This is a genomic window from Ruegeria sp. S84 (genome assembly GCF_056583445.1).
The window spans coordinates 13,311-38,916 of record NZ_JBWPVF010000003.1 but is presented as its reverse complement, the minus strand read 5'-3'; the positions used below and the strand labels follow the sequence as shown (position 1 = coordinate 38,916).

Here is a 25,606-nt window from a genome sequence, read left to right as displayed (position 1 = left end):
ATTTAGACGTATTTGGCTCGAAGGGTAGCGAGTGCCACCTCAAACTCAGGTCTATTTTTCGACCTGCGCCCCTTCGTTCTGCGGTGTTTGTGTGTGGAGTGTTAGATGGCGTTTTCTAATCCAGATATTTCTTTTGGCGTTACTGGTTTGCAAGGTGAGGCGGTTAACAATCCAACAGCGCTGGATTTTAGTAAAACCGGGAATCCCGTTCTATTCGTTGCTCAGCAGGATGGCAGTATATGGCGACTGGAAATCGAACGTCAGGCCGATGGTCCCGACGCTGATGCTCTGCCCGACTTTGTCGTCACGGACTCAACCCTTATCAATGATGTAAAGACAGACACCCAAAACTACGATGATGATGGGTCGGTCAACGCGATGACCACTCGTCAAATGACTGGGCTGATCACGACCACGGACGCAAACGGAAACGATGTTCTTTACGTCAATTCATCCGACTCGCGCATTGCCGTTGGGAATGATGCCAACCTTGACACCAACTCCAGCCAGATTCACAAAATTACCCTGGACCCTGATACGGGTGAGATTCTCTCGAATATCGCCATTGTGCGTGGCCTGCCGAGGTCCGAAGAAAATCACTCGGTCAACGGATTTGACATCGCGATTGATCCGGTAACCGGGCACGAGATGCTCTGGGTCGCAGTCGGTGGCAACACCAACAACGGTGCGCCGGGAAACAACTTTGCCGGAACGGTCGATTATCCCTATTCCGGAACGATCCTGAAGATCGATCTGACTGTTCTTGAAAGCTACGACGTCCGGTTGGACGGGAGTGGCGAAGAGTTCATCTTGGATCTGGCTACACTGGACGATCCCACGCGACCAAATATCGACCTATCGACTCTGAACATTTTGAATCCTGAGGACGCTCCGAATTTCACTCTGGATGATAACGGGACAGGTACAAACGGTGAGCTCAACCCCGATTGGGCAGGCGGCAACAACGGCCTGAACGCGGCAAAGGTTGTTGAAAAAGTTCTGGTTAGCATCGGCGGGCAGCTTCAATTCGTTGACAACCCCCTGCAGATACATTCGCCGGGATACCGCAATGCATATGATGTGGAAGTCACCGAAGGTGGTGAGGTCTTTACCTGGGATAATGGGCCAAACACAGGCTGGGGTGGCCAGCCGATTCCATTCGTGGATGATACTCCGGGTGACTCCATAAATTACGTTCAGGATTGGACAAAAGAGCTTGCGACAAATCTGTTCAATGAATCAGGATCGCAAGGCTTCGGAGACCAGTTGCACTATGCCGGGGACACCTCGGATGAATTTGGTCCCTACGGCGGATTTGCTTCTCCAATACGAGCCGCAGCGGCTATTCTGGCAGCGACATTTGATGCCGATGGAAACTATATACCTGGTGCGGGCAATCCGCTTCTCAATACCAATGGCGATGTGATCTTTGCCAATGAGACTGAGGCGCAGGCCTATCTCGCCGCGCTCCTGATAATCTACGAGGAGCAGGGCGATGGGAATTGGGTTGACGTGACCGGCACTACCGGACTTCCGGCAGACCTTCACGACATTGTCTCGGGCTATAACTGGATTCACCCGGGAAGTTCGATCAGCGATCCGACCGCTTATTATGACGGCACAAGCGTTCAGGACGGCACACTCTATTCCCCCGAGTCTCAGCTTTTTGATGACAGTGTTGATGGCTCACTCAAAACGGTAGCGGCCTCTACAAACGGTCTGGCGGAATACACGGCGACAAACTTCAACGGAGCCTTGAATGGCGTAATTGTTGCCGCTTCCTTCGATGGAAATCTTTATTTTGAGAAGCCCATTGATACCGATGGTGACGGGCGGACGGATGCGGTCCAGAGTCTCGGGACAATAAACGGTTTCGGATCGACACCGCTGACAGTCGCCGCCCTGGGCGACAACGGGTTGGGCACATTCATCGATAGTGACGGTGACGGGGTCGACGATTTTGCAGGGCTGATAGTTGCGGGCACCTATGGCGCTGACAACGTGACGTTCTTTATTCCCGGAGGGCAGGCATCCGACCCGAGTACAGATCTTGACCTTGATGGTCAGGACAACACCAATGACAGCCATGTTGGCGATCCGCTGGATGGCCGCGGCGTTGTGGTCGGGGCAAATGAAACCCTGACATGGCAATTCGAACTGAGCACACCAACCACACCTCCTGGTGCCATTCCCAGCGGTGACAGTATCGCCGGCGATATCGGAATTAACGCGGTCTGGCGCAATGGAACTGACCCGCAGATCACTTCCGATGGCTCGCCTGCTCTTTATAACCCAGGCATTTGGAATCTGGGTGGGGCATCCACCTTCGTCAGTATTGATGTCGCAGATACCGGCAATGCGGTTGGTACCGCGAATGACCAGGCCGACGTTCTGGGGATTGGGTTCGAGATACAGGATAATCTGAGTGGTATCTCAATCGTGAGCGAAATGCTGAACGTGTTCAGCTATACGCCGAATACGGACGCCTCCAAAACTTGGGATGGTGGTGAAAAATTCGGGCTGATGGTCGGCCCCGGAGATCAGAGCACCTTTGTGGAAGCGACCATTGCGGTGGATGCAAGTGGTGGCACGCCACTATTTGGCTTGCAGCTTGTGGTTGAAGAGAACGATGTTCCGAACACGGTATTTGTTGAAATTCCCGGCATCGAAAACCCTATACGGGGCATCGCAGACCCCAATCTGCAAGTCGCGTTTGACGTTGACCTGACACTGGGTGCCGAGACAATCTCGGCGCGCGCACGCTATGTCAACGATGGCGCATTCACGGATTGGGTGAGCACAGCCGCACTGCCACTGCCTAACGATGTAAGAGATGCAATCCTTGGGCAGTATGACAACAATGGCAACATCACTGGTGCCGTTGTTGGCCTCGTCTCATCCGCGCCAACCGGGGACGACAGCTTCGCCGCATCCTGGGATTGGATTGAGGTTTCTGGTCAGGACGCCGTTGAAACCACGGGTACGGTTCTCTATCGTTGGAATGCTGGCAGCTCAAACGTGGTTGCGGTCGATGGCGGACCAGACTGGATCGCCGACGCGTCGGTTCTGGTGGGTGGAACCACAAATATCTATACCGGAAACATCTCCACGTTGGATTCCAGCGCATCGCAATACACGATCCCAACCGGCATCTTCACACAGGAACGCTGGGATCCTTCCAGCGGTGCCGAAATGAGTCTTGAGTTTGGTAATGGCGCTCTTGAGTCCGGTGCCTATGCGGTACGACTGCTGATGGGCGAGGCGTATTTCACCCAAACCGGTTTGCGAACATTTGACGTATCAATTGAAGATAAGTTGTTCCTGGACGACCTGGATCTTGTTTCAACGCTTGGTTCGGGTGTTGGTGGTGTATTCGAATGGGTGGGTCAGGTTACCGACGGAACCATCGATATCGATTTCCAACGGGTTGTTGAAAATCCACAAATCAATGGCGTGGAAATCGTCAGGCTGGATACGGTGCCCGTTGATCCGGTCGTCTCGGCCAATGCCGGGAATTTTTCCGAGACAGATGGAACTGTCTCTCTCAGCATCACTTCTGCAACAGCGGTTCCACCCGGTCAGATAATCGATGTAAACTTTGAACTGCGCCCCGTCACAGGCGGCGCAACTCCAGAACTGGACTACACATCCGCCGGCCTGGCGTATGATGCTGTAACCGGCTTCTATTCCGGCAGCGGTCAGATCACAGAGGGTCAGACCACGCTCGACCTTTTCGTCGACCTGCTGCCCGATGCCGAGATAGAAGGCCAGGAGGCGTTCGAGCTTCACGTGACAAGCGTCAGTGGGGCGAATGCCACAATCGGAACGGCCGTAGCAACCGTCACGATCGATGACCTCGAAGACAGCGCAAACGGGACAGACGTCGGAGATTTCTCGGATGATGGTCTGAATCCGACTGTCGTCAATCTGACGCAAGGCGACACGGTTCTGGTCTCTACTCAGGATGGTGATCCGACGCGGGATTACGACTATGTCACGATTGTTGTCCCAACGGACCATGTGCTTACCTCTCTGACCCTGAGTGACTATGCCGATTACGATGTGAACATCACCAACGCCACCTTCCTTGGCATGCAGGCGGGCACGCAGTTTACTGAAAGCCCGGCGAACCCTGATGCCTCAAATCTGCTGGGTGGGGTGATTTACGATGAATTCGGCATCGGAAGTGATCTTTTGGCCAATATGGCTGATGGCGTTATCGAGAATGCTGGTGGGCTTAGCACGATCGGATTTGCAACGCCTCTTGGCGCTGGAAGCTATACTCTGTGGTGGAGCCAGGGCGGTTCTCCGACTACCTCTACAATTACGGCGACCGTTGATCCGCTGAATCCCCCCAATCAGGCGCCTGTGATCACTGCAGTGTCCGATCTGGTCGTCGACGAGCTTGAGACGGCGGTGGCCCAGGTTGTGGCAACGGATGCGGATGCGGGTGATGTGATCACGCTGTCCGTGACATTGGAGGATTCCAGCGGCACGCCGGTCACTGGATACAGCTTTACTGACAATGGCGACGGTACCGGCGATTTCAGCTGGTCCACACCGGATGTCTCGCCAACCGGCGTTTATACCGCCACGATCACTGCCTCTGACGGGGTCAATCCGGATGTCACATCGAATTTTGGTATCACTGTCAATGATATCCCGGCACCGGGTGGTAGCACGATTTTGTATCGGTGGAATGCGGGCAGTTCCAATGTGACGGCTGTTGACGGCGGAGGGGATTGGATCGCAGATGCGTCAGCCGTTGTGGGCGGGCCCACGAACATCTACACCGGCAATGTCTCTTCTCTGGATTCCGGAGTGGATGCGACAGAAGTTCCGACGGACCTGTTCAGACAGGAGCGCTGGGATCCGTCAAGTGGCTCGGAAATGGGCCTTGAGTTTGGCGATGGCACGCTAGAATCTGGCACTTATGCAGTCCGTCTCTTTATGGGTGAAAGCTACTATAACCCAGGTGTCCGGCAGTTTGATGTACTGGTCGAAGATCAGCTCTTCCTTGATGACCTTGATCTTGCAGGTACTCTGGGCAAGGGCAATGGCGGTATGTTCGAGTGGATCGGAGAGGTGTCCGATGGCACCATCGATATCGACTTCCAGCGTGTCATCGAAAACCCGCTGATCAATGGAGTCGAGATTGTTCAACTCGGCACGACGCCTGTTGCCAACCTCTCCGTGACCCCATCGGTCGGTTCTGAAGATGACGGTACGCAGGTGACGATCACGGTGACTACCTCACTCGCCGTGATTGGCGATCAGACCTTCGATCTTGGTCTGAGCGGCAATGGGATTACGGCCTCGGACTTCACGACGGCAGTCCCTGCCTCAATAACCATTCAGGACGGGAACAACTCGGCCAGCGTCGTACTCAATGTGGCGGATGACGCGGATATCGAGGGGCTCGAGACGGCCACCTTCACAATATCGAACCCGTCTGCGGGGGTTGCACTCGGGGCGACGGTATCGGGTACGCTCGACATCATCGACAACGATACACCCCCCAATCAGGCGCCTGTGATCACTGCAGTGTCCGATCTGGTCGTCGACGAGCTTGAGACGGCGGTGGCCCAGGTTGTGGCAACGGATGCGGATGCGGGTGATGTGATCACGCTGTCCGTGACATTGGAGGATTCCAGCGGCACGCCGGTCACTGGATACAGCTTTACTGACAATGGCGACGGTACCGGCGATTTCAGCTGGTCCACACCGGATGTCTCGCCAACCGGCGTTTATACCGCCACGATCACTGCCTCTGACGGGGTCAATCCGGATGTCACATCGAATTTTGGTATCACTGTCAATGATATCCCGGCACCGGGTGGTAGCACGATTTTGTATCGGTGGAATGCGGGCAGTTCCAATGTGACGGCTGTTGACGGCGGAGGGGATTGGATCGCAGATGCGTCAGCCGTTGTGGGCGGGCCCACGAACATCTACACCGGCAATGTCTCTTCTCTGGATTCCGGAGTGGATGCGACAGAAGTTCCGACGGACCTGTTCAGACAGGAGCGCTGGGATCCGTCAAGTGGCTCGGAAATGGGCCTTGAGTTTGGCGATGGCACGCTAGAATCTGGCACTTATGCAGTCCGTCTCTTTATGGGTGAAAGCTACTATAACCCAGGTGTCCGGCAGTTTGATGTACTGGTCGAAGATCAGCTCTTCCTTGATGACCTTGATCTTGCAGGTACTCTGGGCAAGGGCAATGGCGGTATGTTCGAGTGGATCGGAGAGGTGTCCGATGGCACCATCGATATCGACTTCCAGCGTGTCATCGAAAACCCGCTGATCAATGGAGTCGAGATTGTTCAACTCGGCACGACGCCTGTTGCCAACCTCTCCGTGACCCCATCGGTCGGTTCTGAAGATGACGGTACGCAGGTGACGATCACGGTGACTACCTCACTCGCCGTGATTGGCGATCAGACCTTCGATCTTGGTCTGAGCGGCAATGGGATTACGGCCTCGGACTTCACGACGGCAGTCCCTGCCTCAATAACCATTCAGGACGGGAACAACTCGGCCAGCGTCGTACTCAATGTGGCGGATGACGCGGATATCGAGGGGCTCGAGACGGCCACCTTCACAATATCGAACCCGTCTGCGGGGGTTGCACTCGGGGCGACGGTATCGGGTACGCTCGACATCATCGACAACGATACACCCCCCAATCAGGCGCCTAGCTTTACTTCGTCTTCGACTTTTGGCGTTATCGAGAATACGACCGCCGTTGGCACGGTCAGCGCGACCGATCCAGAGGATGATGCAATCCAGTTCGCCATTGCAGGTGGCGCGGATGCCGGTCTCTTTATAATCGACCCGACGTCCGGAGCGCTTAGCTTTCTGACGGCTCCGGATTTCGAAGCCCCCACCGATGTTGGTGACGACAACGTCTATAACGTGACCATCAGCGCGTTCGACGGCACAAACACGGTCACGCAAGACATTGCGGTGACCGTTGCGGATGATCCGAGCGAGACGAATAACGGTGCAGCCACACTGTCAGTCAATGCTGGGGCTAACAACGTCCAGATTTCCAACTATGGAAATAACTCGTTTGTCCTGACAAATGTCGGATCAAAAACAATTTCGTCCATTGAGATTGATGTAACAAATGCGCTTTATCCGGATAGCGTATTTGACCCGTTCGGCCTCGCAGGTGACACGATCTCCAAAGCGCTTCAAATCAATACCAATGGAAACACCGGCGTACAGGCTCCGACAAATGCATCTTACATCGGAGCCGGAGGAACGGCTGGGTATTCCGGGATAGTGCTCACCTTTGATCCGCTAGTAAATGGCGGATTTGAGAGCGGAGAGACGCTTGGCTTTTCCGTTGATATGGACCCGAATTCCGTTGCCGGATCTCAAAAATCGACGCTTGACGGCGGTTCTTCGCCCTCGTGGGATGTGGGTGGCGTATCCGGCGCGGAGCTCATCGGGTCTTCGTTCACAATCACCTTCGCCGATGGCACTACCGCGACAGGTCAACTTCAGAGTGATGGATCCCAGGGTGGCTCGATTGGCCTGGCAGATCAGGCTGCTCCAAACACGGCCGTCCAACTCAGTGTAAATGGCCTCTCCGAAGGAGAGATTGGCACATATGACGTCACCGGCCCGACAGTTGTTGTCAGCGGACCTGCCGGTGCCACCGCGCGGATCGTTCTGACCAAAGGTTTCATTCAACCAGTAGCCAACAACTTCGCCGAACCTTACAAATCACAACTTGATGCGCAGCTTGCGGCTCTTGGGGCTGAAGATTTTCCGGCAAACAACGCCGTCGAATTCCAGACTGTGGATGTCCTGCTTGATGGTACAAATCAGGATATTACCAGCCTGTTTGATTTTGCTGATATCGCCCTTTACGACTTTGTCGGAGAAGATCAGCTTCCGCTGGGATTTGTGGCCAGTGTCATTGATACAAGCAACAACGACCTTCCGCTGGGTGCAGTTACGGCTCCGATCTATCTGGAATACAGCGCCGGCACGACGCCTGTTGCCAACCTCTCCGTGACCCCATCGGTCGGTTCTGAAGATGACGGTACGCAGGTGACGATCACGGTGACTACCTCACTCGCCGTGATTGGCGATCAGACCTTCGATCTTGGTCTGAGCGGCAATGGGATTACGGCCTCGGACTTCACGACGGCAGTCCCTGCCTCAATAACCATTCAGGACGGGAACAACTCGGCCAGCGTCGTACTCAATGTGGCGGATGACGCGGATATCGAGGGGCTCGAGACGGCCACCTTCACAATATCGAACCCGTCTGCGGGGGTTGCACTCGGGGCGACGGTATCGGGTACGCTCGACATCATCGACAACGATACACCGGGTGGTAGCACGATTTTGTATCGGTGGAATGCGGGCAGTTCCAATGTGACGGCTGTTGACGGCGGAGGGGATTGGATCGCAGATGCGTCAGCCGTTGTGGGCGGGCCCACGAACATCTACACCGGCAATGTCTCTTCTCTGGATTCCGGAGTGGATGCGACAGAAGTTCCGACGGACCTGTTCAGACAGGAGCGCTGGGATCCGTCAAGTGGCTCGGAAATGGGCCTTGAGTTTGGCGATGGCACGCTAGAATCTGGCACTTATGCAGTCCGTCTCTTTATGGGTGAAAGCTACTATAACCCAGGTGTCCGGCAGTTTGATGTACTGGTCGAAGATCAGCTCTTCCTTGATGACCTTGATCTTGCAGGTACTCTGGGCAAGGGCAATGGCGGTATGTTCGAGTGGATCGGAGAGGTGTCCGATGGCACCATCGATATCGACTTCCAGCGTGTCATCGAAAACCCGCTGATCAATGGAGTCGAGATTGTTCAACTCGATACCGGCGCTGATGAATTTGCATTTGTATAAACTGGCGCGTCAGTCATAGAGCCCGGATTACTTCCCGCCGATGTCGGCAACTGTCGTCCCGGTGAGCCAATGGCGACAAGGTGCGGAAAGGCTGGCTAGATCTGAGCTTTCAACTGATTGACGTCGACATAGTAATCGTTCAAAGCGTTTTGCGGCTCAAACACCAGCGGCGTGTGTTTGCCGCCAAGAATGTTTGTCAGTGTTATGAAATATCCCCGATCAAACACGTCTTCGGCAAAAAATTCTATAACGTCGGGCCTGTCGCAAAAGATCATGTTGGTCAGGCCGGCACCATGGGGCGCAACAATAGTTTTGACTTCGGAGAACAGCTTAATTTGTTCATGTACAGAGAGTTTCTCTGCCTCGACAATCTCAAAGCCGCGGTCCTGTAGAAATGCGGAGACTTCGTCGTTGTTCAATATCCGGCGCTGGTCTGCCAAACGCCTTGTGACGTAGATTTTTTTGAACGGCTCTGAGCGGTCGGGCGCAACTGCATCCAGAACAAAATTCCTCAAATTTTCAATTGCGTTTCTTGAAAGGGCAAAACGATATCGCGTTGGCGATCCGATCAATAGCCGCCGGACTTTGACGCACCGATCCGTAATATCGATAAAGTCATCCGGGTTGACCCCTAGAATTTTAAGATACTCCCGTTGCCAGTCCCAGGGGACGCCATAGGTTAGAATTTTGGTGTTGGGTGTAATCGCTCCGCAGCCTCTTAGTTGAAGATATGTGGCGCAGCAATCCACTAGAAAATGATAGTAATTTCTCCACCATTGCATTGAAAAGATGTAAGCCTCTTCAAAGTCACACTCGCCTTCGCGCGCGTGTTTAAACGCTCTTCGTCGGCCAGCAGAATTGAACCGCCAGTGTTTGCCCTCAACTGTCGGTGTTGGGTCGGCTAAAGTTTCCATAATGACTCGGTTGGGTCTGACGGGGTCCACGATATGAGGCAGGTTCACGCCCGCGCTCTCGATATGAAAATAGTACGGGCGGGGTATGGCCTGCGGTGTGTAATGCAAGCTCAGTTGCCTGTAGTTGCTACATGGATTGTTCTCAGGCAAGACCGGGGCATAAATCTGGTGGTCGCCGAAAAACACCACATCGTAATCAAACAGCGTTCGATTGAGCGACTGCATTGGAATTTGCTGATCCATCATCCAGGCATCAGTGAAGATGCCATCAGCTGTTAACTTCAGTCGTTTCAGCTGTCTGTATCGGGTTGGCATTGTTTGGCGCATCAGCGCCAGAGGAGACTTAAAATTTGTCATAAACGTTGATCCGAGCTTCAAAGCTTTGGAATGCATAATAACTCATAAAAAGGGGTAAGATATCCATATCCATCGATATTCGGGCGCAAAATGTGCACGTACGACGGTAAACGACCACTGAACGAAGGGTTCTCTTAAGATAGTCATTCCAACAGCCTCCATCTCGACGATCCGCCGAGCTGCGGAACCCAGCGTCGGTCAAAGGCTCGCCCGATGTATCTGAACCAATCATCCGGGCTTTAACAAAAACTTCCATGAGTAGTAGTAATGCATGTGCATTGTGTTGATCTAAAGGCATTTTAACAATAACGTTTTGGCTATGATAAACACATTACTCCATCTGGGCCACTGTCGCGCGGCACAGGGTTTCTAACCAGCGAAAGTCACCTTCGCCCAAACCAAGGGTCGGGCGAAGCATTCAAATCCTGCCCACCATCGCGCCACTAGGGCACCAATCAAGCGCAGAACTAAAAACTAGCGTTTTCTTTTGAGACCGGACACAATGAATTTCTTTGATCCATTTCCTCCGCCCGTTCGATCCGGGACTGTTGGATTGATTGGTACTGTCAAAGATGAAGGCCCGTGGTTGATCGAATGGGTCGCGCATAACAAGGTACTGGGTTTTGACGAAATCGCTGTGGCCAGTAACGATTGCTCCGACGGAACTGACCAGATTTTGGACCGCATGCAAGACTTGGGTCTCTTGGTCCATATTGATAATCCGGGTCCATATCAGCGTACAATCCAGATGGATGCCTATTTTGCGCTGCAGAATCTCCCGGTCATGCGGCAATGCGAGTGGCTTATGCCGCTCGACGCCGATGAGTTTTTGGTAGTCAATATCGGTGATGGTACTGTGAAGGCGCTAGTTGAAGCAGGCAAAGGTTGCCACCGGATTCCGGTGCGCTGGCGCATCTTCGGCGATAGTGGCATTTCTGGGTTTGTTGATCCGCCGATTACCGAAAAGCTCTTTCAATCCGCTCAGCGAGAAGACCCTCAGAACTCTTACTTCAAGGCCCTTGTCAGGGAACACCATAACTTTGAAATGAGTGTTGCGCTAACGAGGGTGCGGAGGCCACGCGCTCGCTTTGGTCCGTATCGCTTACAGAAGCTGAAATACTACTGCGATGGTAAAATTCTAGTATTTCCCCAAAATGCTTCCTTTGACAGCGTAATAGAGTCCGTTCGGCATCATGGCGCACAAAGCAAAACAGCTCAAATCAACCATTATTCGGTCCGCACACGAGAACTGTGCCAACTGAAACGTTATAAGGGCGATGTAAACAGGAACCAGGCTACCTATGGGACCGATTCATACTTCAACCGCCTGAATCTGAATCACGAAGAAGACCGGTCTGTGCTTCGCTATGTGACACATAAAAACAAACTGATGAAAGATTGGCTTAGCGACCCACAACTGAAAAGCCTCTATGAAGAAACAATTGAGTTTACGTGCAACCAACTTGAGGTTCTCTCTGCGGGATAGCTTGAAATGATGAGCGCGCGGAGATGCATTCAATATGAGGCCGTCGGAATTGATTGTTCCCAAAAGCGTCAGAAAACTGATCAAACGCCAAAACCGTGATGAAATCAATACATTGATACGTTGATTTTGGCGCCTCATTGCCTTGCGGATTGTTTTGCCGAAGCAATTTTGCGACAACTTCCGTTAAAGGCGATGGAGGCGTCTACTATGAAATTTTTTAATCTGATCTCCTTTGTTGTGGTTTTGTTGATCAGTGCAGTGACGGCCAATGCGCAGGGTGACTACCGCATCAGACCGGGCGATGTGCTACAAATCGAAGTGCTGGAAGATCCTAGCCTTAACCGGGCGGTTACTGTTTTACCCAATGGGCAGATCACCTTCCCATTTGTAGGTACCGTCCGAGCGGGCAGACAGACCGTAAGTCAGGTGCAGACCTCATTGCGCCAGGGGCTCAGCTCCAATTTCACTTCCCCTCCAACAGTTTTTGTCGGTGTGCAACCGTTTCTGGACCTCAACGCAACGACACAAACTACAACCGGCCCGACAATTGATGTCTATTTTGTTGGAGAAGTGAACAACCCTGGAGTGATCCAGGTTGAAAGGGGCACGACCCTACTGCAGGCAGTGGCTGTCAGCGGTGGTGTTTCGCGTTTTGCAGCAATCAAGCGTATCCAGTTGCGCCGAACCGATCCGCGCACGCGTGTCCAGCGAGTAACAATTCTTAACTATAAGGCTCTGGCAAACGGAGCTGTAACAACAGATATCGAGCTTAAGGATGGTGATGTTATTCTGGTCCCGGAACGGCGTTTGTTCGAATAACCGACCCGCGCAAAAGAAAAAAGTTTTACCGTGCAGCGAGGGGCGGTGGCTGTCACCCTCATTTGCTGTGCCGGAGTTGTAGTTCACGCACAGGGTGTGCCTTCTGCAGAGGAATCCCCTTCAGGACTCCTTGCGACCTTCGATGTTTCGCAGCGCTTGGAGTACAGCGACAATCCAGATCTGGATGTCGATGGCACTTCTGATTTTTATGGGCGCACCGTTCTGGACTTTGGTTTGGAAAGTGTCACGAACATCCAGCGCTTTTCGCTAAATCTTGGAACTGATATTGAAGAATTTCGCGAGGATAATCCGAACAGCTTCGACTTCACGAACACATTTGCGACGCTTTCCTACGACAGGACAACTCGTAATGCCTTTTTCGGAGCGGATGCACGGTATCGCGAATCTGATACCGACTCGACGTTCTCTGACGAGGATTTCGATCAGGACAGTAGTATCATCAATCAGGATAGCGGTACACGGGTCAGCTATGGTTTCGCTTTGGGCGGGGCCGTCGGCGAGGAGGGGCCGCTGGGGGCCAGTTTCGACTGGGATTATAACGAGATCAGATTTAGGGATACCGACGACCCCGGCCTCAGTGACAGCACACAGAATGATATCTCTGGTCAGGTCGATTTCCGGATCAACCCGCGTATAACATTGGGTTTGACAGCCGGCTACAATAACTTCACCACTGAAGCCGTAGACGGTACAAACCGCAAAACCAGACGCCTTGGGTTGGCGACCGAACTTGAGTTGAGTTCCGTCCTGACAGTGGATGCCGAGCTGAGCCACGACCGAATTGAACGGACCGGCGGGACAGAGCGGGACGACGATGGCATTAGTGGCGAGATCGAGTTCACGCGAGCGCTACCCAACGGCACCATTGGGTTGCGCTATGCATCAGAGGTCTTTGCGAACGTCGACGGTCGGCGGTCTTTCCTGAGCGTAAGTCGGGACATGGACCTGCCCCGCGGTGCTCTAGCCGTGTCACTAGGGGTGACAGGCACCGATGCGGTTGGATCAGATCCGTTAGTAGAGATTGACTACATATATGAGTTACCGGCCGCCCAACTGAGCTTTGGTTTAAGTCAACGAGTTGTGGTCGACGAAGATGACAACGAAGATATCAATACCTCTCTGCGTGCCGCATACGATCAGGAGATCAACAGCCTTTCCAGCTTTGGGATCAGCGTCGATTTTTTCGACCGCAACGAACTGGGTGACGGTAACAACGATGGTCAGCGACTTGATGTTGAATTGGTGTACCGCCATGACCTGACCCGGGATTGGGCGCTTGAGAGCGGGATTGCGCATACTTTCGAGACCGAAGACAATGAGGAAAACCGATCCCGTACAACCCTCTTTGTCGGGTTGGAAAGATCCTTCAGCTTTTCGCCCTGATCGACCTTACTTACTTTTGTCGGATCAGGAGGCTAGCGGAGGCATGGGTTACATCTGACTGTGTGCTGACAGCTTTGAATACAAAGCTCGAGGACACCTCCTTCAAATAGACTTCCAAAGGTGAAGCCGCTATTATTTAGCTTGTAATTAGTGAGGATTGTTCATGCCAACCTTTAAAGCCGTTGCATTAGCTGGCATTTTTGTATGGCCCGCGTCGATTATTTCAACCGCTCATGCGGACACCGTTGGATGCTACCACTACAAAGACGAAATATACGATTCCTATAGATCATCCGATTGGGAGAAAATCACCGCCGACCTGAAAATATGGCTGTCAAAGCATAAAAGACATCACCCGTATTACTACACGATGCAGAACAAGCTCATGGATGCCGAATACAATCTAGAACAGTCGAAAAATACTGGACACCACAAGAAGAAGCGCAACAGATGCAAGGATGATGTAAGCCCCAGTTAGAGTCAGCGATGCAGAAAGACTCGTCCCAACGTTGCTCTTTGTCTGTTTTGGTCAACGGTGGAGGATAGGGGGCGAGCGCGGCGGTAGCTATCGGTTTTTTTGTTCTCCCACGACTGCGGAAATTGCATCTAAATACTCTCTTAGGACAATATTTTCGTCGAACTCCCGTTCTACTTTTGCCCTTGCTTGAACGGACATCTGCATAAATTTTTCGTCATCTAAATCGCAAAATCTTTCTAAAGCAATGAGCAAAGAGTTTACATCACGGGGCTCTACCATAAATCCATTGACTTCATCATCAACAACATCACGACAACCTACATTGTCGGTTGTGATGATTGGGCGCCCTACCGCGCAGGCTTCCAACAAAACCCGAGGTACACCTTCACCATAATATGAAGGCAAAACTAAACAGTGCGAACTCGCCAGCAATTGATCTATTTCTTCAGGCTTAACAGCGCCATGGTACACCACCTGACCTTTTTTTACCATTTTATTTAAAATAGAAAAATCCACATATGAGCTATGATTAAGATGCTCGCCAACAAAATGAAACTCAGCTCGGTTTTTTCGATCGGGTTGCCCCAAAAAGCTTTGAATAGCCTCTAGAAGTTCTCGTACGCCTTTTTCCTTCAGCATGCGTCCAACAAAAATAAATCTGATTGCTCCGTTTCGGAAAGGTTTGACCGAGAACCGTTCCAAATCGACCCCGCTTCCGGGGATTCTCTGCGCGAGTTCCTTTGCAACGACCTTTTTGTTAACAAACATTTTCATGTCGTCGAAGTTTTGAAAGAAAACTCGAGACGAGTGCCGCAGTCCTCTTCGGTATAGCCAAAGTACAAGCGACCTCAACATCGTACTCTTGCCAGAAAATACCTGCCCTGCACCTGCTACGTTGTTTATGACCGGAAGCCCGGCCCGCTTGGCGGCAAAATTTCCGAAGATATTTGGCTTTACGGTGTAGTGCAGAGAGGCGACGGGTTTGATTTCTTTCAATAGTTTTTCGATTTGCAACGCACATCGTATCTCGGAAAGAGGGTTTAATCCATATTGGCTCATACCTATTGGATAGTGCCTTATTCCATGATCTGTTAAGTAATCAGTGCTTTCATCTTTTGGAGACAAGACACAGACATCATACCCAGCAGTCTGAATTTCAGCGATAAGACGCATACGTGACTGAGCAATATGTCTGGAACTGTTGTAGACAATAGAAATTACTGGCTTTTTCATCCAACTCTTTTCCGCTCAATTATGTTGAGCTACTCCCCAGTCTTTAGACGAGTTTCGATGTACTTTAAGCTACCCTTTGCATCTGATGAGCGGGGCAGGCTTCGTTTCTTCTCGGTCAATAGACCATGGCTAGTAGCTCGTCGCCAAGGGCGGATTTGAGCTGCTTATGGTTATGGGTTTCGAGCCATTCCCCATCCCGCGAAGGCATTGCCAAGGTAGCCCGCGTGCCGTCCGATCAAAGTAGACGATGGATTCAGTATAGCGCAGACCTACGAATTATTTTGAGCATGCCTTATTCTGAACAAACCGCGATGGGCCAGACGTGCCGAAGGGTGCTACACCCTCGAAAATCCTAACTCTTGTTTCGACGATAATGTCGTAGGCGCTTTCAACGTTATGGATACAGTGCGCCAGCATGAGGTGAGGCATTTGTTGATGGCCTCAGCCGGCTCGTGTTATGGAGCCAATAAGGACATACTCTTTGTCGAAGCCCATAAGGCCGACACACCGCTTGTTATCTATGCCGCAACGAAAATACTAATGACAGCACGGGTCATTCCTATGAGTATTTCTGGAACCTGCCCACGACGATGTTCCGCTTCTTCAACGTATTTGGGACCTAGGGGTGACCTGATCTGGCCCTGTATCGTTCGTTCCTGCTTTCGATACGGCAGGCGATTATTTTCAGCGCAGTTATTCAACCTTTCATGCAATTAGCAGTCAAGGCCAGTGCAATTTCGCGCTTGGCGCCGCCGTAAGACCGAAGCTTGTTTGTGATGAGCTCCTTGGGGATAAATCCTTGTCGTTTCATCGGCTTCATCATCAGCTACTTTGCAGTTTGTTGATCTTGTGGGGTCTGGAGAATTTGATCTGTTCGTTTGAAAATCTACGTTGCATATTGTACCCATTGTTTAGAAGGATCACTAATATCTCGTCGGCCTGATTTCAGGGGGCTGGGTTAGTAGCCTGAGCAATATGACTATAATGATAGGCTGTACAGGGGTAGGTTTTGTCGAGGTCGCCACCGTACCAGGAGCGCCCTTACAGACCGGAAAGGCAAGCGTACATTTTGTCACGAGATATAGTAATCTCGGTATTTTCCTTTGTAATAATTATACCCGTCATATGCGTATTTCGAGGCCCGTGCCTCGTTTACCATCGTCATTACAACACCAGCAATCGGGGCATCTACAGATCGCATTTCCTTTAAGCCCTCCAGCACAGCACCGCGTGGGGTTTTGTCCCATCGCACCGCATAAATAATCGTATCCACCAGCTTTGACAGAATCCGCGCGTCAGCTACGATCAAGGCCGGTGGCGCATCAAGGATCACCATATCATAGTTCGAACTCAGGACTTCGATAAGTTTCTCAAAGCGTTTAGAGGACAGAACATCAGCGGCATTGACTGTTCCAAGACGTTCGCCTTCTCGGACTGTGAGTACGTGGACGCCTGAGGTAGGTTCGGTGTAAATCGCTTCATTGATCGGGGTTGTCCCATCGACTACCGATAATAATCCGGGACGTTCATCGGTGTCTTGGAGCATGTGCGCCAAAGCGGGCATGCGCAGATCGCAATCAACTATAATTGACGTTTTTCCCATCTGGCGGCTGGTCATTGCCGTTAGCATTGCGCTTGAGGTCTTACCTTCTTGCGGGACGCTGGAGGTGAACATTAACACTTTTGGCGGATTATCCACATTTGACAGGAGGATGCTGGTTCGAAGGTTTCGGACGGATTCCGCCAGCGAGGAATTGGGTTTGTTCCGTAAATTATCCAATAGGGCTTGGCGTTTCATCCGTGAGCCGATCGATGGCAATGTGCCAAGAACTGTTATTCCAGACATCTCCTCCAACTGTGCCGGCGAACGGAAGGTGTTGTTCAGGAAGTCAAGCAAGAAAACGATACCAACTCCGATCGCCCCGCCCAGAAACAGGGTTAGTAGCATCGTGCGGCGCTGCTGTTGTGATTGTGCAAAGAGGGGAACCTCTGCTGGGGACAAAATGCGGGCATCTGCGGTTTGCAAATCTTCTTGCACGTCTGATTGCTGTAGCCGAGCCAGAAAGTTATCATAGAGAACCCTGCTAGCCTGCGCCTCCCGCTCCAGTTGGCGCAGTGCCACCTCATCCGCAGCCTGGCTGAAGGCTTTCTGCTCCAACTCACGCACCTGCGCTATGAGGACAGCTTCCCGCTCCTGTGCTGCGATAAGGTCGTTTTGAGTGGCTGCCACGATTTTGGTAGCTTCCTCGAGGACTTGTTCGCGGATTTGTTCGCGTACATCTGCGAGTTGCCGCTTGGCGAGCTGCAAGGATGGGTTGTCCTGTGAGACAGATGCATTCAGTGTGAGAACCTGTGCAGCAAGTTCAGATTCCTGCCGTCTGATCTGCGAGATCATTGGTGACGCTCGAAATGTCGAAATCGTGTCCAAACCATCCGGGTCTGCCAATGCGGCTTCCAGCCGGTTATACTCCGCTAGAATGCGCGTGGTGTCACTTTGCGCCCCTACCAACGCGGCGTTGAGCGCAGCCAGTTGCTGTTGGGTGATGTCAAGGCTCTGACCCTGTTCGGCGGCAAGGGCTGCACGGGCGGCTTCGACTTTGTTTTCTGCAGTTTCCACATTGGCCTGCAGTTCATCGACTCGGACACTGAGCCAGCCTGTAGCAGCCTGTGTTGCTTCAAGCTTTGCCTCAAGCTGGTCGACAATATACTGATTTGCTATGGCATTGGCGATATCTGCTGCGGTGTTCCGGTTGGTCGAAACATAGGAAATGCCCAGAACATTGGAATTGCCCAAGGGAGCCAAGTCTAAGCCCCTCAACACATTGCGCACAATTAACACACGCAGGCGTTCTTCCCGCGCGAGTTGACGCGCTTCGGGATCGGTGATCGGGGGCGGAGGGGGGCGATCAGACCGAGATCCTTCATGATATCGGTAATCTCGGGGGGAGCGAAATATAGCTTCCAACACGTTCCAGCAAGCTGGGTATTGGTTCACTCAAAGTCGGGTTGAATTCGGGATTGTTGTCCAGATTTAAGTCATCCACTACGCGTTCGATCAGGTTGGTTGAGGACAGGATCATTATCTGATCTTCCAAATTGCCCCGATCAATACCTTCTTCGTTCAGGATACTTTCGATGACGTTGCTTTGCTGGACATCAAACATTACCGTTGCTGTTGCCCGGTATGTGGGTACGATCTGGGATATCGAGAGATAGCCAAGCACATAGGCAATCAGCAGGCAGATCGCTATGATCCACTTGCCATGCCAAAACTTTGAAACAAGCCCGCGAATATCAATCGTGTCGTCGATGTTGTCCAAGGGGTTGTTCCGTGGTTTGGCCGTGTTCACCGGGTTCGACAGGACTAATGGCTGAGCTGACTTATTCACTTTATACACACCTGAACTAGAACCAATTTACAACCGTAAAAAACTCTAAACACGCGCCTTCACCAGCGCGCACCAAAATGCGCCGGAAACCGGTTATCTGTACTATATTGGCCCACTTATATGCATTTTCTACAGCCTATATCCACCTTAAGGCATCAGCTTTTTTACTTGCCGAGACTGACAAGCGTCTGAATATTGTATTCATATCACGTTGAAATAATGTGCAGACGTTGTCTAAAAGAAGGCGATGCCCAGGCTTTCCTGTTCGAATTTGGGTGTTAGAGAGTGCGGATTGTGAAAATTGAATTTATCGAGAGCGTTGTCCGTGTCTTCACCATTGTCGTTTTTCTGGCATTGGTGTGGGTGTGTTTGGGCGGGGAAACAGTGCTTGTGGCCCCGACGCCGATTTCAAGCTTCCTTGTGCATTTGGTGGCCTTCTTCTTCCTCGGTTCGGCCTGCCATTTAGGCTGGGTGGAAGCCGCCGCCCGCGTGGCTGTTTTGATGGTCATCCTTGCAGTGGCACTTGAGGTCGTCCAGATTGCCTTGCCCGGGCGTACTTTTTCCGTGCTAGATCTTGCCGGAAATTTGATCGGCGTGGGATTGGCCTGGGTCTTTTTCAGGGTTTTGCTGAATTTCAAACGGACTATTCGACTGTAGACGTGGCCATTTGGTCTGTGGATGTCTGTGACGGAGTGGCGGGTTTTTGTGTGGCTCTGCCTGTCCGCGGATTCCGTGTCGAAAAACTCTGGGCCCACCCCATTGCAAGGATGACTGCAAACAATGCTGCAACGGCGGGGATCTGCAAGCTGAAATCAAAGAGAGAATGAGTGGCTGCCGTTGCAATGACGGCGAGCGCAAAGCAGGGGAACACTCGGTTTCGGTGGCGGTTTACGGTTCCGCGGTAAATGCGCAGGGCGATGATCAGAAGCGCCAGATAAAAGGCAATCGCGGCGGGAATGCCAAACTCGAACATGTTCTCCAGGTATGAGTTGTGCGCTCTGACCCATTCGCCAATGGCCGCTTCCGCGGGTACATATTGGCGAAAAACATCATGAAACGACCCTAGCCCATGGCCCAAAGCCGGGCGATCCATGATTGCCCTGACGACTTCAGGATAAATCAGAAAGCGAGCGTTTCCTGCCTCTGTCGTTAGGATTCTGTCAATCATGCCTGTCGCGCTTGTAAGAATGACAAACCCGACCACGGCCACCACAACCACTAAGAGCCACGGGTTCCACCGCCGTCCTCCACCTTTCCATGACACCAAAAACACGCACAGCCCCACAAGTCCTGCAAGCCCTCCTGCGCGGGACTGTGTCAGAGTCAACGCCCCTAGACACAAAAGGGCGCCAAGGGCATAGATCCATGCACCGCTAAAGAACCCCTCCAGCATATCACGCAGAAAGCTTTGCCAACTATCGTTGTTGACCGGCGCACGGCTAACGAAGTGCAGATAGGCTGCAATATTTGCCAGAAACCCAAAAACCGCATAGGTGGCATAGTTATTGCGGTTGACAAACGTTGAGGTCACAACCAGCACCTGCTCGCCGTCGCCCAAAACAGGATTATACCCGGTTGCCATTGTATAAAGGCCGTAGATCGCGAATGCGGTTGAAGTGATGGCAATAATCCTGAGCATCATTTCCACGCGAGCCGTGGCCACAGAGGCACGGAATGCGATCCAGAAGATCATCGTGTAACACAGATAACGCATGATAATCTGCCGCCCCTGTCCGGGATCAGCCGAGATGTAGCCGGGTATATCGCCCAAGGCAGTCCAGACTGGATGTGTTTGAGGGGCCGGAAGCCCGGGAAGAAGCTGGATACAGCCCCAAATAACCGCGCCCAGGAACAGAGCGGCAGGCAACCACAGCCCCCTAACTTGTTTGGGCAGGCGCTGGATGCTGTCAACAAGCACCTGCATTACGAAAATCACCAGGATGGCAAGGGACAACAGCGACCATGATACCGGCCGGTTCGCTCCCAGGGGCACAGCTGCAAGTAATACGCACCCCATAAGCGCCCATAGGATAGCCCATTGAAAAATAGAGAATCGTTCACGTGTTTTCATAGCACCACGTTTCCTCGGAATTGCGAGACTATCTCAGCAGATCTGTGACAAAAGCCCCGGCGATACGCTATGCGGGCAAACGTTGCGGCGAGGATACATCTGCACCGATTGACCCCAAATCGCAAAACAGAGCTGCAGCCCAATAGACAGGCAGGAGAACTGGCGCCTACACTAAGTATTGCGATCTTTAATGTGCCAGGTGTGACAATGGGAAAAATTTTGGTGCGCATTTTTTGTGTCGCTGTCCTGATTGGCGCGATTATGAATTTTGCGATGGTGTTCGAAACCAGTCCTGCCTTCAATAGCAACGCACGAGATAAAAACGTGGGAGGTAATTGGAGAGTGCCCAACGCCGCCGCCCATTACGACAAATCGGAATACCTGCTCGAACTTGCGTACAGCTTTCTCAACGAGCTTGACCTGACTTATGATCCGGCCACCGGTGATGCGATGGTCATTAGTATAGAGGAACAAGGGGCGCGAACCCGGAAAGCGCTGGACCTAATCAATCGGTCTCTTCGTCTTGACCCCGCAAACGCCTCTGGCTGGACGTATCTGGCACAGGCCCAAGCCCGCGCTGGTGATATCGATGCCATGCGTGACAGTCTGGAGCGGTCATGGGAGCTTGCCCCCTATAACGTGCAGCTTGCGCCATTGCGGCTGCAGCTTGTGATGCAGGTATATTACGCCAATCTTCACTTGCCTGAACAAGTGACGATCCTGTCCGATCAGGAGATTGCATCAGCCTATCGAGATGGCAAGGTGCTGAACGCGCAATCTCCGATCCATTTTGAGCGCCTGATGCCCGATGGCGACCCGGTTCGCTCGTTACTAGGTGATTTCGGAATTATACACTCCAGTAGTTAAGCCGAGCGTATGTGAAATTTGGCGACATTTTGGACCATGGATCTGTCAGGGAGAAGGATACCACTACCTTCTGGTTGAGCGTTTTCAGAGAGTTCAAACCAGTCAGGGACAAATCGGGTATACCTATCGGTGTGATTGAATACATCTTCAAGTAAAAGTGACTGATGCCTGGTTTCCTTTTACGTGTTATGATCCATCTCAACATAGATAGGCAGAACTCCACCGTTCGGGACAATTATTGTAGCATAAGCGTCTAAAAGGCTGTTAACTTGTTATTAGGGCGAGTGGTGCAATAACGTTCAAAAAAGGACAAGCTAAAAAATGGCCACATTTCTCATTGGCGTTGTGGTGGGATGGGCAGCCACTTTTGCCATGTGGTTTGGTTTGTCGTTCGGTTTCATATCAGGTCTAATGTGGGGCACACTGATCGGTGCCGCCACCCTATTTGTGCTCGCTGTTTTACAATGGGCGTTTCGGGATATGAACAACACACGGAACCACAGTGAGAAATTTACCTGGTTCAAGGCTCATTGAACGCGGTTTGTGAAATATGGCGCCGATTCTTGAGCGCTGGGTGAATAAGTAGGTATCTCCGCTTTACACGCTTATGATGGGCCCATCTCCCAAGGAAACAAAACCCGATCGAGCGCATAAGATTGTTTCCGATTTTGCGCAAAAAAGGCTTGAAACGCAAGACTGTAGCACTTCGCGCACATCGGTCCTGTGCCTGTACCAACAGTATTGCTTCGGTTCAAATTTGCTGGTAAAAAAGGGAGGGTTAACGATTTAAAGGAACGGAATAGTGACCAAAAAACTTAAAACCTGGGAAGCCCCTAAGCTGAAAACGCTTGACGTTGAGAAGACACTTAGCGGCCCCCTGAACTACCACCGGGAAATTGAGTTGTGGTGCTTTGGCATTGCAGGCCCTAAAGGCTCCTGAGCGACGTAAAAAATTTCAAGACATTTCTGCCTTGGAATTAACAGGTAGCCTGTTGTCAGCTTTTGTAGCTAACAACAGGTGAATATCTTTTTCGCTGATCTTCTCCTAGCAACACTTCATGTCCCACGCAAAGCCAGGCATGCGCGTGCATGTTTTCTTTGGCTTCGGAACGACCTGTGTTCACGCCAAATACCAGAGATGAGCTGACCCCCCTTCGCCGCAACATATCTTGTCCTGCCATCCCGACCATCAAACACGTGAATACGCCGCCAAATATGCGGTTCAGTTGATTGATAGCCTTACGGACCAACCTGATTTCCAACGTTATTTCAATCTCTGCGGGAAACACTTCGCCGGGTGAGGATGTTCCTAGACGCCCTTTCCATTTTTTAAACGGAAAACACCTCACCAAAATCCAGGCTTGGCAAAGTCGAAAAAATGCCTCGAAAACGATGAGTTTCTTTTGAGCAGGTAAAGATATGAACTGGGAAAATCGCGACATTTTCAGTACTTCGCACAGATGGTGGGTTCAGTCATCCCAAATTTGTCGCTAGCGTCCAGTTTGAGATGATCTGTAGTTATTGAGAAAACTATGAGCGCAATCCTTGGTCGAATTGAATACAGCGGACGATCGCTTAACAAGTCCCAATTCGACAGGGCCTTCAAGGCATTATCCGACTATGGGCCCGATGGTAAATCCACCGTTTACGGAGAAAATTTTGCATTTGGCCTTCAGTATTTCGGCGTCAAGGCCGGGCAGTCTGATGGTTTAGAACTGGAACGCAATGGCTGCATTCTGACGGCAGATGCTATCATCGATGCGGGCGAAGATTTGGCGGCCAAATTGGAGCCGCTACCATCGTCAGAGAACGGCCTATCCGATTTTGAACTGATCAGGAGCGCCTATCTGAAATGGGGGCAACGCAGTCCGGATTTCCTGTTCGGTGACTATGCCTTTGCGGTGTTTAATCCAGAAACCCAAGAGCTGTTTCTGGCGCGGGACCATATTGGTAAGCGCCCGCTTTATTGGGCCCGCAGAGACAACAGCTTTACATTTTCCACGGACATTGCCGCCCTTTTGGAGTTTGATGACATAAGTCGTGAGATTGATCAGGACATCCTGCTGCGGTTTATGGTGCGCGAAGTTGCCTGGCTGCCGACAAAGACGCTCATCAAAGGAATAAATTTCGTTGATCCTGGCTGTTACATGACTGTTGGCCAATCTGGGCAAAAACAAAAACGCTGGTGGAATCCTCATAACGTCAAGACGGTCCACGGGCGTTCGGAGCAAGATTGCGTTCAAGAACTGACCGATCTTCTTACTGTGGTGATGGAATATAATATTGATACCAATCTGCCCGTGGGCGCGCATTTGAGTGGCGGAATAGATTCTGGGGCAGTGACAGCGTTGTCGGCAAGAGCGCTCAGATCGCAAGATCGATCTTTGGTGTCAGCTTACGCTTGGGCACCTGACTTTTCAGACGATTTTCCAGACAGGGGTGAGGTTGACGAACGTCATAATATCAATCGCATATGCGAGAGTTCAGGTATTTCGATACGTTTCGGCAGTCAGGATTACAAAGAACTGGAAGCGTTCCATCAGCGGGAATTCGAAATTGAGGGATCTCGCAGACCTAACTCAAGAGGCCGGCATTCTCTCTCAGGCATCCCGCGACGGCGTTCGCATCCTTCTTTCCGGTTGGGGCGGAGATGAGGCGTTTTCTACGATGGGGAGATTTTATCTACCATATTGCTTGAAACGGTTCAGGTTTGCTGAGGCTTTTCGGGTTCTAAGAATCATATCCGGTGGCCGTAGAAAGCCCAAAATCCTTCTGCGCAGTCTTTACTATCACGGTCTGCTGCCGCTGATGCCGGAATGGTTGAAGCGACGACTGACACCGGACCCGAATTGTGGTGAGCCAGTATCCTTCATCAATCCAGCATTTCTGGAAAGCGACCCCAGTTTGAAGGCTTGGTGGTATGGTCAGGAACTGCCCGAACCAGCGAACCCTAAAGTGTATTTGGCACATCTTCAGCTTTACGGTCATTTGGCCGAAAGGGCGGATACATGGGCCGCGTGGTCATCCAGGTTCGGTATCCAATATCGATATCCTCTGATGGATCGCCGCATTATGGAGTTTATCCTGGGTGTTCCCAATGAACTTCTTTTTGCGGATGGGAAGCCCCGGTTTTTAGCCCGGCACGCGACTAAGGACGTGCTTCCCGACGATTTGCAGAAATATGACGTCGCCAATGAAGCGCTGCGCTCCAAGCGCCGGTTGGACTATTGGAAGGCGCTATTGGAGTATGAGCGCGTCGGGATGTTTGATGGAGAGAGTTCATGGCTTGATATGCCAAAAGTTAGAGAAGTAATCCGAAAATCCCAAGGCCCTCTCGGCAAAGAGGAGACACTGCTATTCAGGCGCCTCTCGTTGTCTATTAGAATCTGGTACCTTGAACAAAGAAACCGCTCGATCTCTAAAAACCGTAACTGTGTCGTGCTGAGACAGCGGCCTGTCAGATTTGACTTGCATGGTATCATACGAACACTGCCATCCAGTTGAGCCACTGAAGCGTGCACGATCAGTGCCCTGCGATGGCGTTCTATTGGCGCTATACGCGCTACAAAGTGGCTTCTTAGGACCCTAATCCAGCACCCGTTGTTCTCTAGAGGTCATTACCCCTATAGACCTAAAGTCGGTCATGAACTAACAATTAGGTCGAACCACTCAGGTGGAGTTGATCGCCAGACTAGGCTAGCTAAATTCATT

The 25,606-nt window shown here is 51.7% G+C and carries 17 protein-coding genes; 11 read left to right on the top strand and 6 right to left on the bottom strand.

All coding sequences use genetic code 11. The features are described 5' to 3' along the window. Nucleotides 1–105 precede the first annotated feature (105 nt). Nucleotides 106–8,877, top strand: a complete 8,772-nt coding sequence (locus AC1DFB_RS21060; protein WP_480922860.1) for a malectin domain-containing carbohydrate-binding protein — start codon at nt 106–108, stop codon at nt 8,875–8,877. Between the two features lie 95 nt (nt 8,878–8,972). On the opposite strand, the gene AC1DFB_RS21055 is transcribed toward AC1DFB_RS21060, so the two are convergent. Beyond that, entirely contained in the window at nt 8,973–10,148 is a 1,176-nt protein-coding gene (locus AC1DFB_RS21055) for a glycosyltransferase family 61 protein (RefSeq protein WP_170737338.1), read from the bottom strand. Between the two features lie 502 nt (nt 10,149–10,650). Here AC1DFB_RS21055 and AC1DFB_RS21050 point away from each other — a divergent pair. From AC1DFB_RS21050 to AC1DFB_RS21035, 4 genes are all read left to right on the top strand, one after another. After that, nucleotides 10,651–11,634 (top strand): glycosyltransferase family 2 protein, encoded by a 984-nt coding sequence (locus AC1DFB_RS21050; protein ID WP_170737340.1) that lies wholly within the window; start codon nt 10,651–10,653, stop codon nt 11,632–11,634. A 126-nt stretch (nt 11,635–11,760) separates the two neighbouring features. Further along, on the top strand, nt 11,761–12,453 hold the full coding sequence (locus AC1DFB_RS21045; protein ID WP_480893897.1) for a polysaccharide biosynthesis/export family protein: 693 nt from the start codon (nt 11,761–11,763) through the stop codon (nt 12,451–12,453). A gap of 45 nt (nt 12,454–12,498) precedes the next feature. Then, nucleotides 12,499–13,857 carry a hypothetical protein gene (locus tag AC1DFB_RS21040; protein WP_480762285.1) on the top strand — a complete coding sequence of 453 codons (1,359 nt, stop codon included), beginning with the start codon at nt 12,499–12,501 and terminating at the stop codon, nt 13,855–13,857. Between the two features lie 163 nt (nt 13,858–14,020). Next, complete coding sequence (locus tag AC1DFB_RS21035) at nt 14,021–14,335, top strand: hypothetical protein (RefSeq protein ID WP_170737348.1); 315 nt, start codon at nt 14,021–14,023, stop codon at nt 14,333–14,335. Between the two features lie 87 nt (nt 14,336–14,422). On the opposite strand, the gene AC1DFB_RS21030 is transcribed toward AC1DFB_RS21035, so the two are convergent. Next, nucleotides 14,423–15,568 carry a glycosyltransferase family 4 protein gene (locus AC1DFB_RS21030; protein ID WP_170737350.1) on the bottom strand — a complete coding sequence of 382 codons (1,146 nt, stop codon included), beginning with the start codon at nt 15,566–15,568 and terminating at the stop codon, nt 14,423–14,425. Between the two features lie 396 nt (nt 15,569–15,964). Between AC1DFB_RS21030 and AC1DFB_RS21025 the strand changes: the two genes are divergently transcribed. Then, on the top strand, nt 15,965–16,285 hold the full coding sequence (locus AC1DFB_RS21025; RefSeq protein WP_480887822.1) for a hypothetical protein: 321 nt from the start codon (nt 15,965–15,967) through the stop codon (nt 16,283–16,285). A 355-nt stretch (nt 16,286–16,640) separates the two neighbouring features. Here AC1DFB_RS21025 and AC1DFB_RS21020 read toward each other — a convergent pair whose 3' ends face one another. Together AC1DFB_RS21020 and AC1DFB_RS21015 are read right to left on the bottom strand one after the other, a co-directional pair. Then, the gene (locus tag AC1DFB_RS21020; protein ID WP_480922859.1) at nt 16,641–18,371 is read right to left on the bottom strand and encodes a GNVR domain-containing protein; all 1,731 of its coding nucleotides are present in this window, start codon (nt 18,369–18,371) and stop codon (nt 16,641–16,643) included. 118 nt (nt 18,372–18,489) lie between these two features. Further along, nucleotides 18,490–18,888: a Wzz/FepE/Etk N-terminal domain-containing protein gene (locus tag AC1DFB_RS21015; RefSeq protein ID WP_480922858.1), complete on the bottom strand. Its 399-nt coding sequence runs from the start codon at nt 18,886–18,888 to the stop codon at nt 18,490–18,492. 363 nt (nt 18,889–19,251) lie between these two features. Here AC1DFB_RS21015 and AC1DFB_RS21010 point away from each other — a divergent pair, with 363 nt between their 5' ends. Continuing rightward, the gene (locus tag AC1DFB_RS21010) at nt 19,252–19,614 is read left to right on the top strand and encodes a VanZ family protein (protein ID WP_170515605.1); all 363 of its coding nucleotides are present in this window, start codon (nt 19,252–19,254) and stop codon (nt 19,612–19,614) included. On the opposite strand, the gene AC1DFB_RS21005 is transcribed toward AC1DFB_RS21010, so the two are convergent. Further along, the gene (locus AC1DFB_RS21005; RefSeq protein WP_480762297.1) at nt 19,601–20,881 is read right to left on the bottom strand and encodes an O-antigen ligase family protein; all 1,281 of its coding nucleotides are present in this window, start codon (nt 20,879–20,881) and stop codon (nt 19,601–19,603) included. The two genes, AC1DFB_RS21010 and AC1DFB_RS21005, sit on opposite strands and share 14 nt — an antisense overlap. A gap of 489 nt (nt 20,882–21,370) precedes the next feature. On the opposite strand from AC1DFB_RS21005, the gene AC1DFB_RS21000 reads away from it, so the two are divergent. Together AC1DFB_RS21000 and AC1DFB_RS20995 are read left to right on the top strand one after the other, a co-directional pair. Continuing rightward, the gene (locus tag AC1DFB_RS21000) at nt 21,371–21,895 is read left to right on the top strand and encodes a class I SAM-dependent methyltransferase (protein ID WP_170515600.1); all 525 of its coding nucleotides are present in this window, start codon (nt 21,371–21,373) and stop codon (nt 21,893–21,895) included. Nucleotides 21,896–22,216: 321 nt separating this feature from the next. Continuing rightward, entirely contained in the window at nt 22,217–22,429 is a 213-nt protein-coding gene (locus AC1DFB_RS20995; RefSeq protein WP_480922857.1) for a hypothetical protein, read from the top strand. Nucleotides 22,430–22,890: 461 nt separating this feature from the next. On the opposite strand, the gene AC1DFB_RS20990 is transcribed toward AC1DFB_RS20995, so the two are convergent. Next, a complete protein-coding gene (locus tag AC1DFB_RS20990) occupies nt 22,891–23,337 on the bottom strand; it encodes a lasso peptide biosynthesis B2 protein (RefSeq protein ID WP_480922856.1) in 447 nt (148 codons plus the stop codon). A 90-nt stretch (nt 23,338–23,427) separates the two neighbouring features. Here AC1DFB_RS20990 and AC1DFB_RS20985 point away from each other — a divergent pair, with 90 nt between their 5' ends. Together AC1DFB_RS20985 and AC1DFB_RS20980 are read left to right on the top strand one after the other, a co-directional pair. Continuing rightward, nucleotides 23,428–24,549, top strand: a complete 1,122-nt coding sequence (locus tag AC1DFB_RS20985; protein WP_480922855.1) for an asparagine synthase-related protein — start codon at nt 23,428–23,430, stop codon at nt 24,547–24,549. Continuing rightward, nucleotides 24,452–25,399 carry an asparagine synthase-related protein gene (locus AC1DFB_RS20980; RefSeq protein WP_480922854.1) on the top strand — a complete coding sequence of 316 codons (948 nt, stop codon included), beginning with the start codon at nt 24,452–24,454 and terminating at the stop codon, nt 25,397–25,399. The genes AC1DFB_RS20985 and AC1DFB_RS20980 overlap by 98 nt, the downstream gene beginning before the upstream one ends. Nucleotides 25,400–25,606: the final 207 nt, after the last annotated feature.

What these genes read in the sequence shown, in the direction of transcription:
- AC1DFB_RS21050 (WP_170737340.1), top strand. Translation starts at nt 10,651, where the DNA reads ATGAATTTCTTTGATCCATTTCCTCCGCCCGTTCGATCCGGGACTGTT.
- AC1DFB_RS20990 (WP_480922856.1), bottom strand. Translation starts at nt 23,337, where the DNA reads ATGTCGCGATTTTCCCAGTTCATATCTTTACCTGCTCAAAAGAAACTC.
- AC1DFB_RS20985 (WP_480922855.1), top strand. Translation starts at nt 23,428, where the DNA reads ATGAGCGCAATCCTTGGTCGAATTGAATACAGCGGACGATCGCTTAAC.
- AC1DFB_RS21055 (WP_170737338.1), bottom strand. Translation starts at nt 10,148, where the DNA reads ATGACAAATTTTAAGTCTCCTCTGGCGCTGATGCGCCAAACAATGCCA.
- AC1DFB_RS20995 (WP_480922857.1), top strand. Translation starts at nt 22,217, where the DNA reads ATGGCCACATTTCTCATTGGCGTTGTGGTGGGATGGGCAGCCACTTTT.
- AC1DFB_RS21030 (WP_170737350.1), bottom strand. Translation starts at nt 15,568, where the DNA reads ATGAAAAAGCCAGTAATTTCTATTGTCTACAACAGTTCCAGACATATT.
- AC1DFB_RS21060 (WP_480922860.1), top strand. Translation starts at nt 106, where the DNA reads ATGGCGTTTTCTAATCCAGATATTTCTTTTGGCGTTACTGGTTTGCAA.
- AC1DFB_RS21025 (WP_480887822.1), top strand. Translation starts at nt 15,965, where the DNA reads ATGGATACAGTGCGCCAGCATGAGGTGAGGCATTTGTTGATGGCCTCA.
- AC1DFB_RS21035 (WP_170737348.1), top strand. Translation starts at nt 14,021, where the DNA reads ATGCCAACCTTTAAAGCCGTTGCATTAGCTGGCATTTTTGTATGGCCC.
- AC1DFB_RS21005 (WP_480762297.1), bottom strand. Translation starts at nt 20,881, where the DNA reads ATGCAGGTGCTTGTTGACAGCATCCAGCGCCTGCCCAAACAAGTTAGG.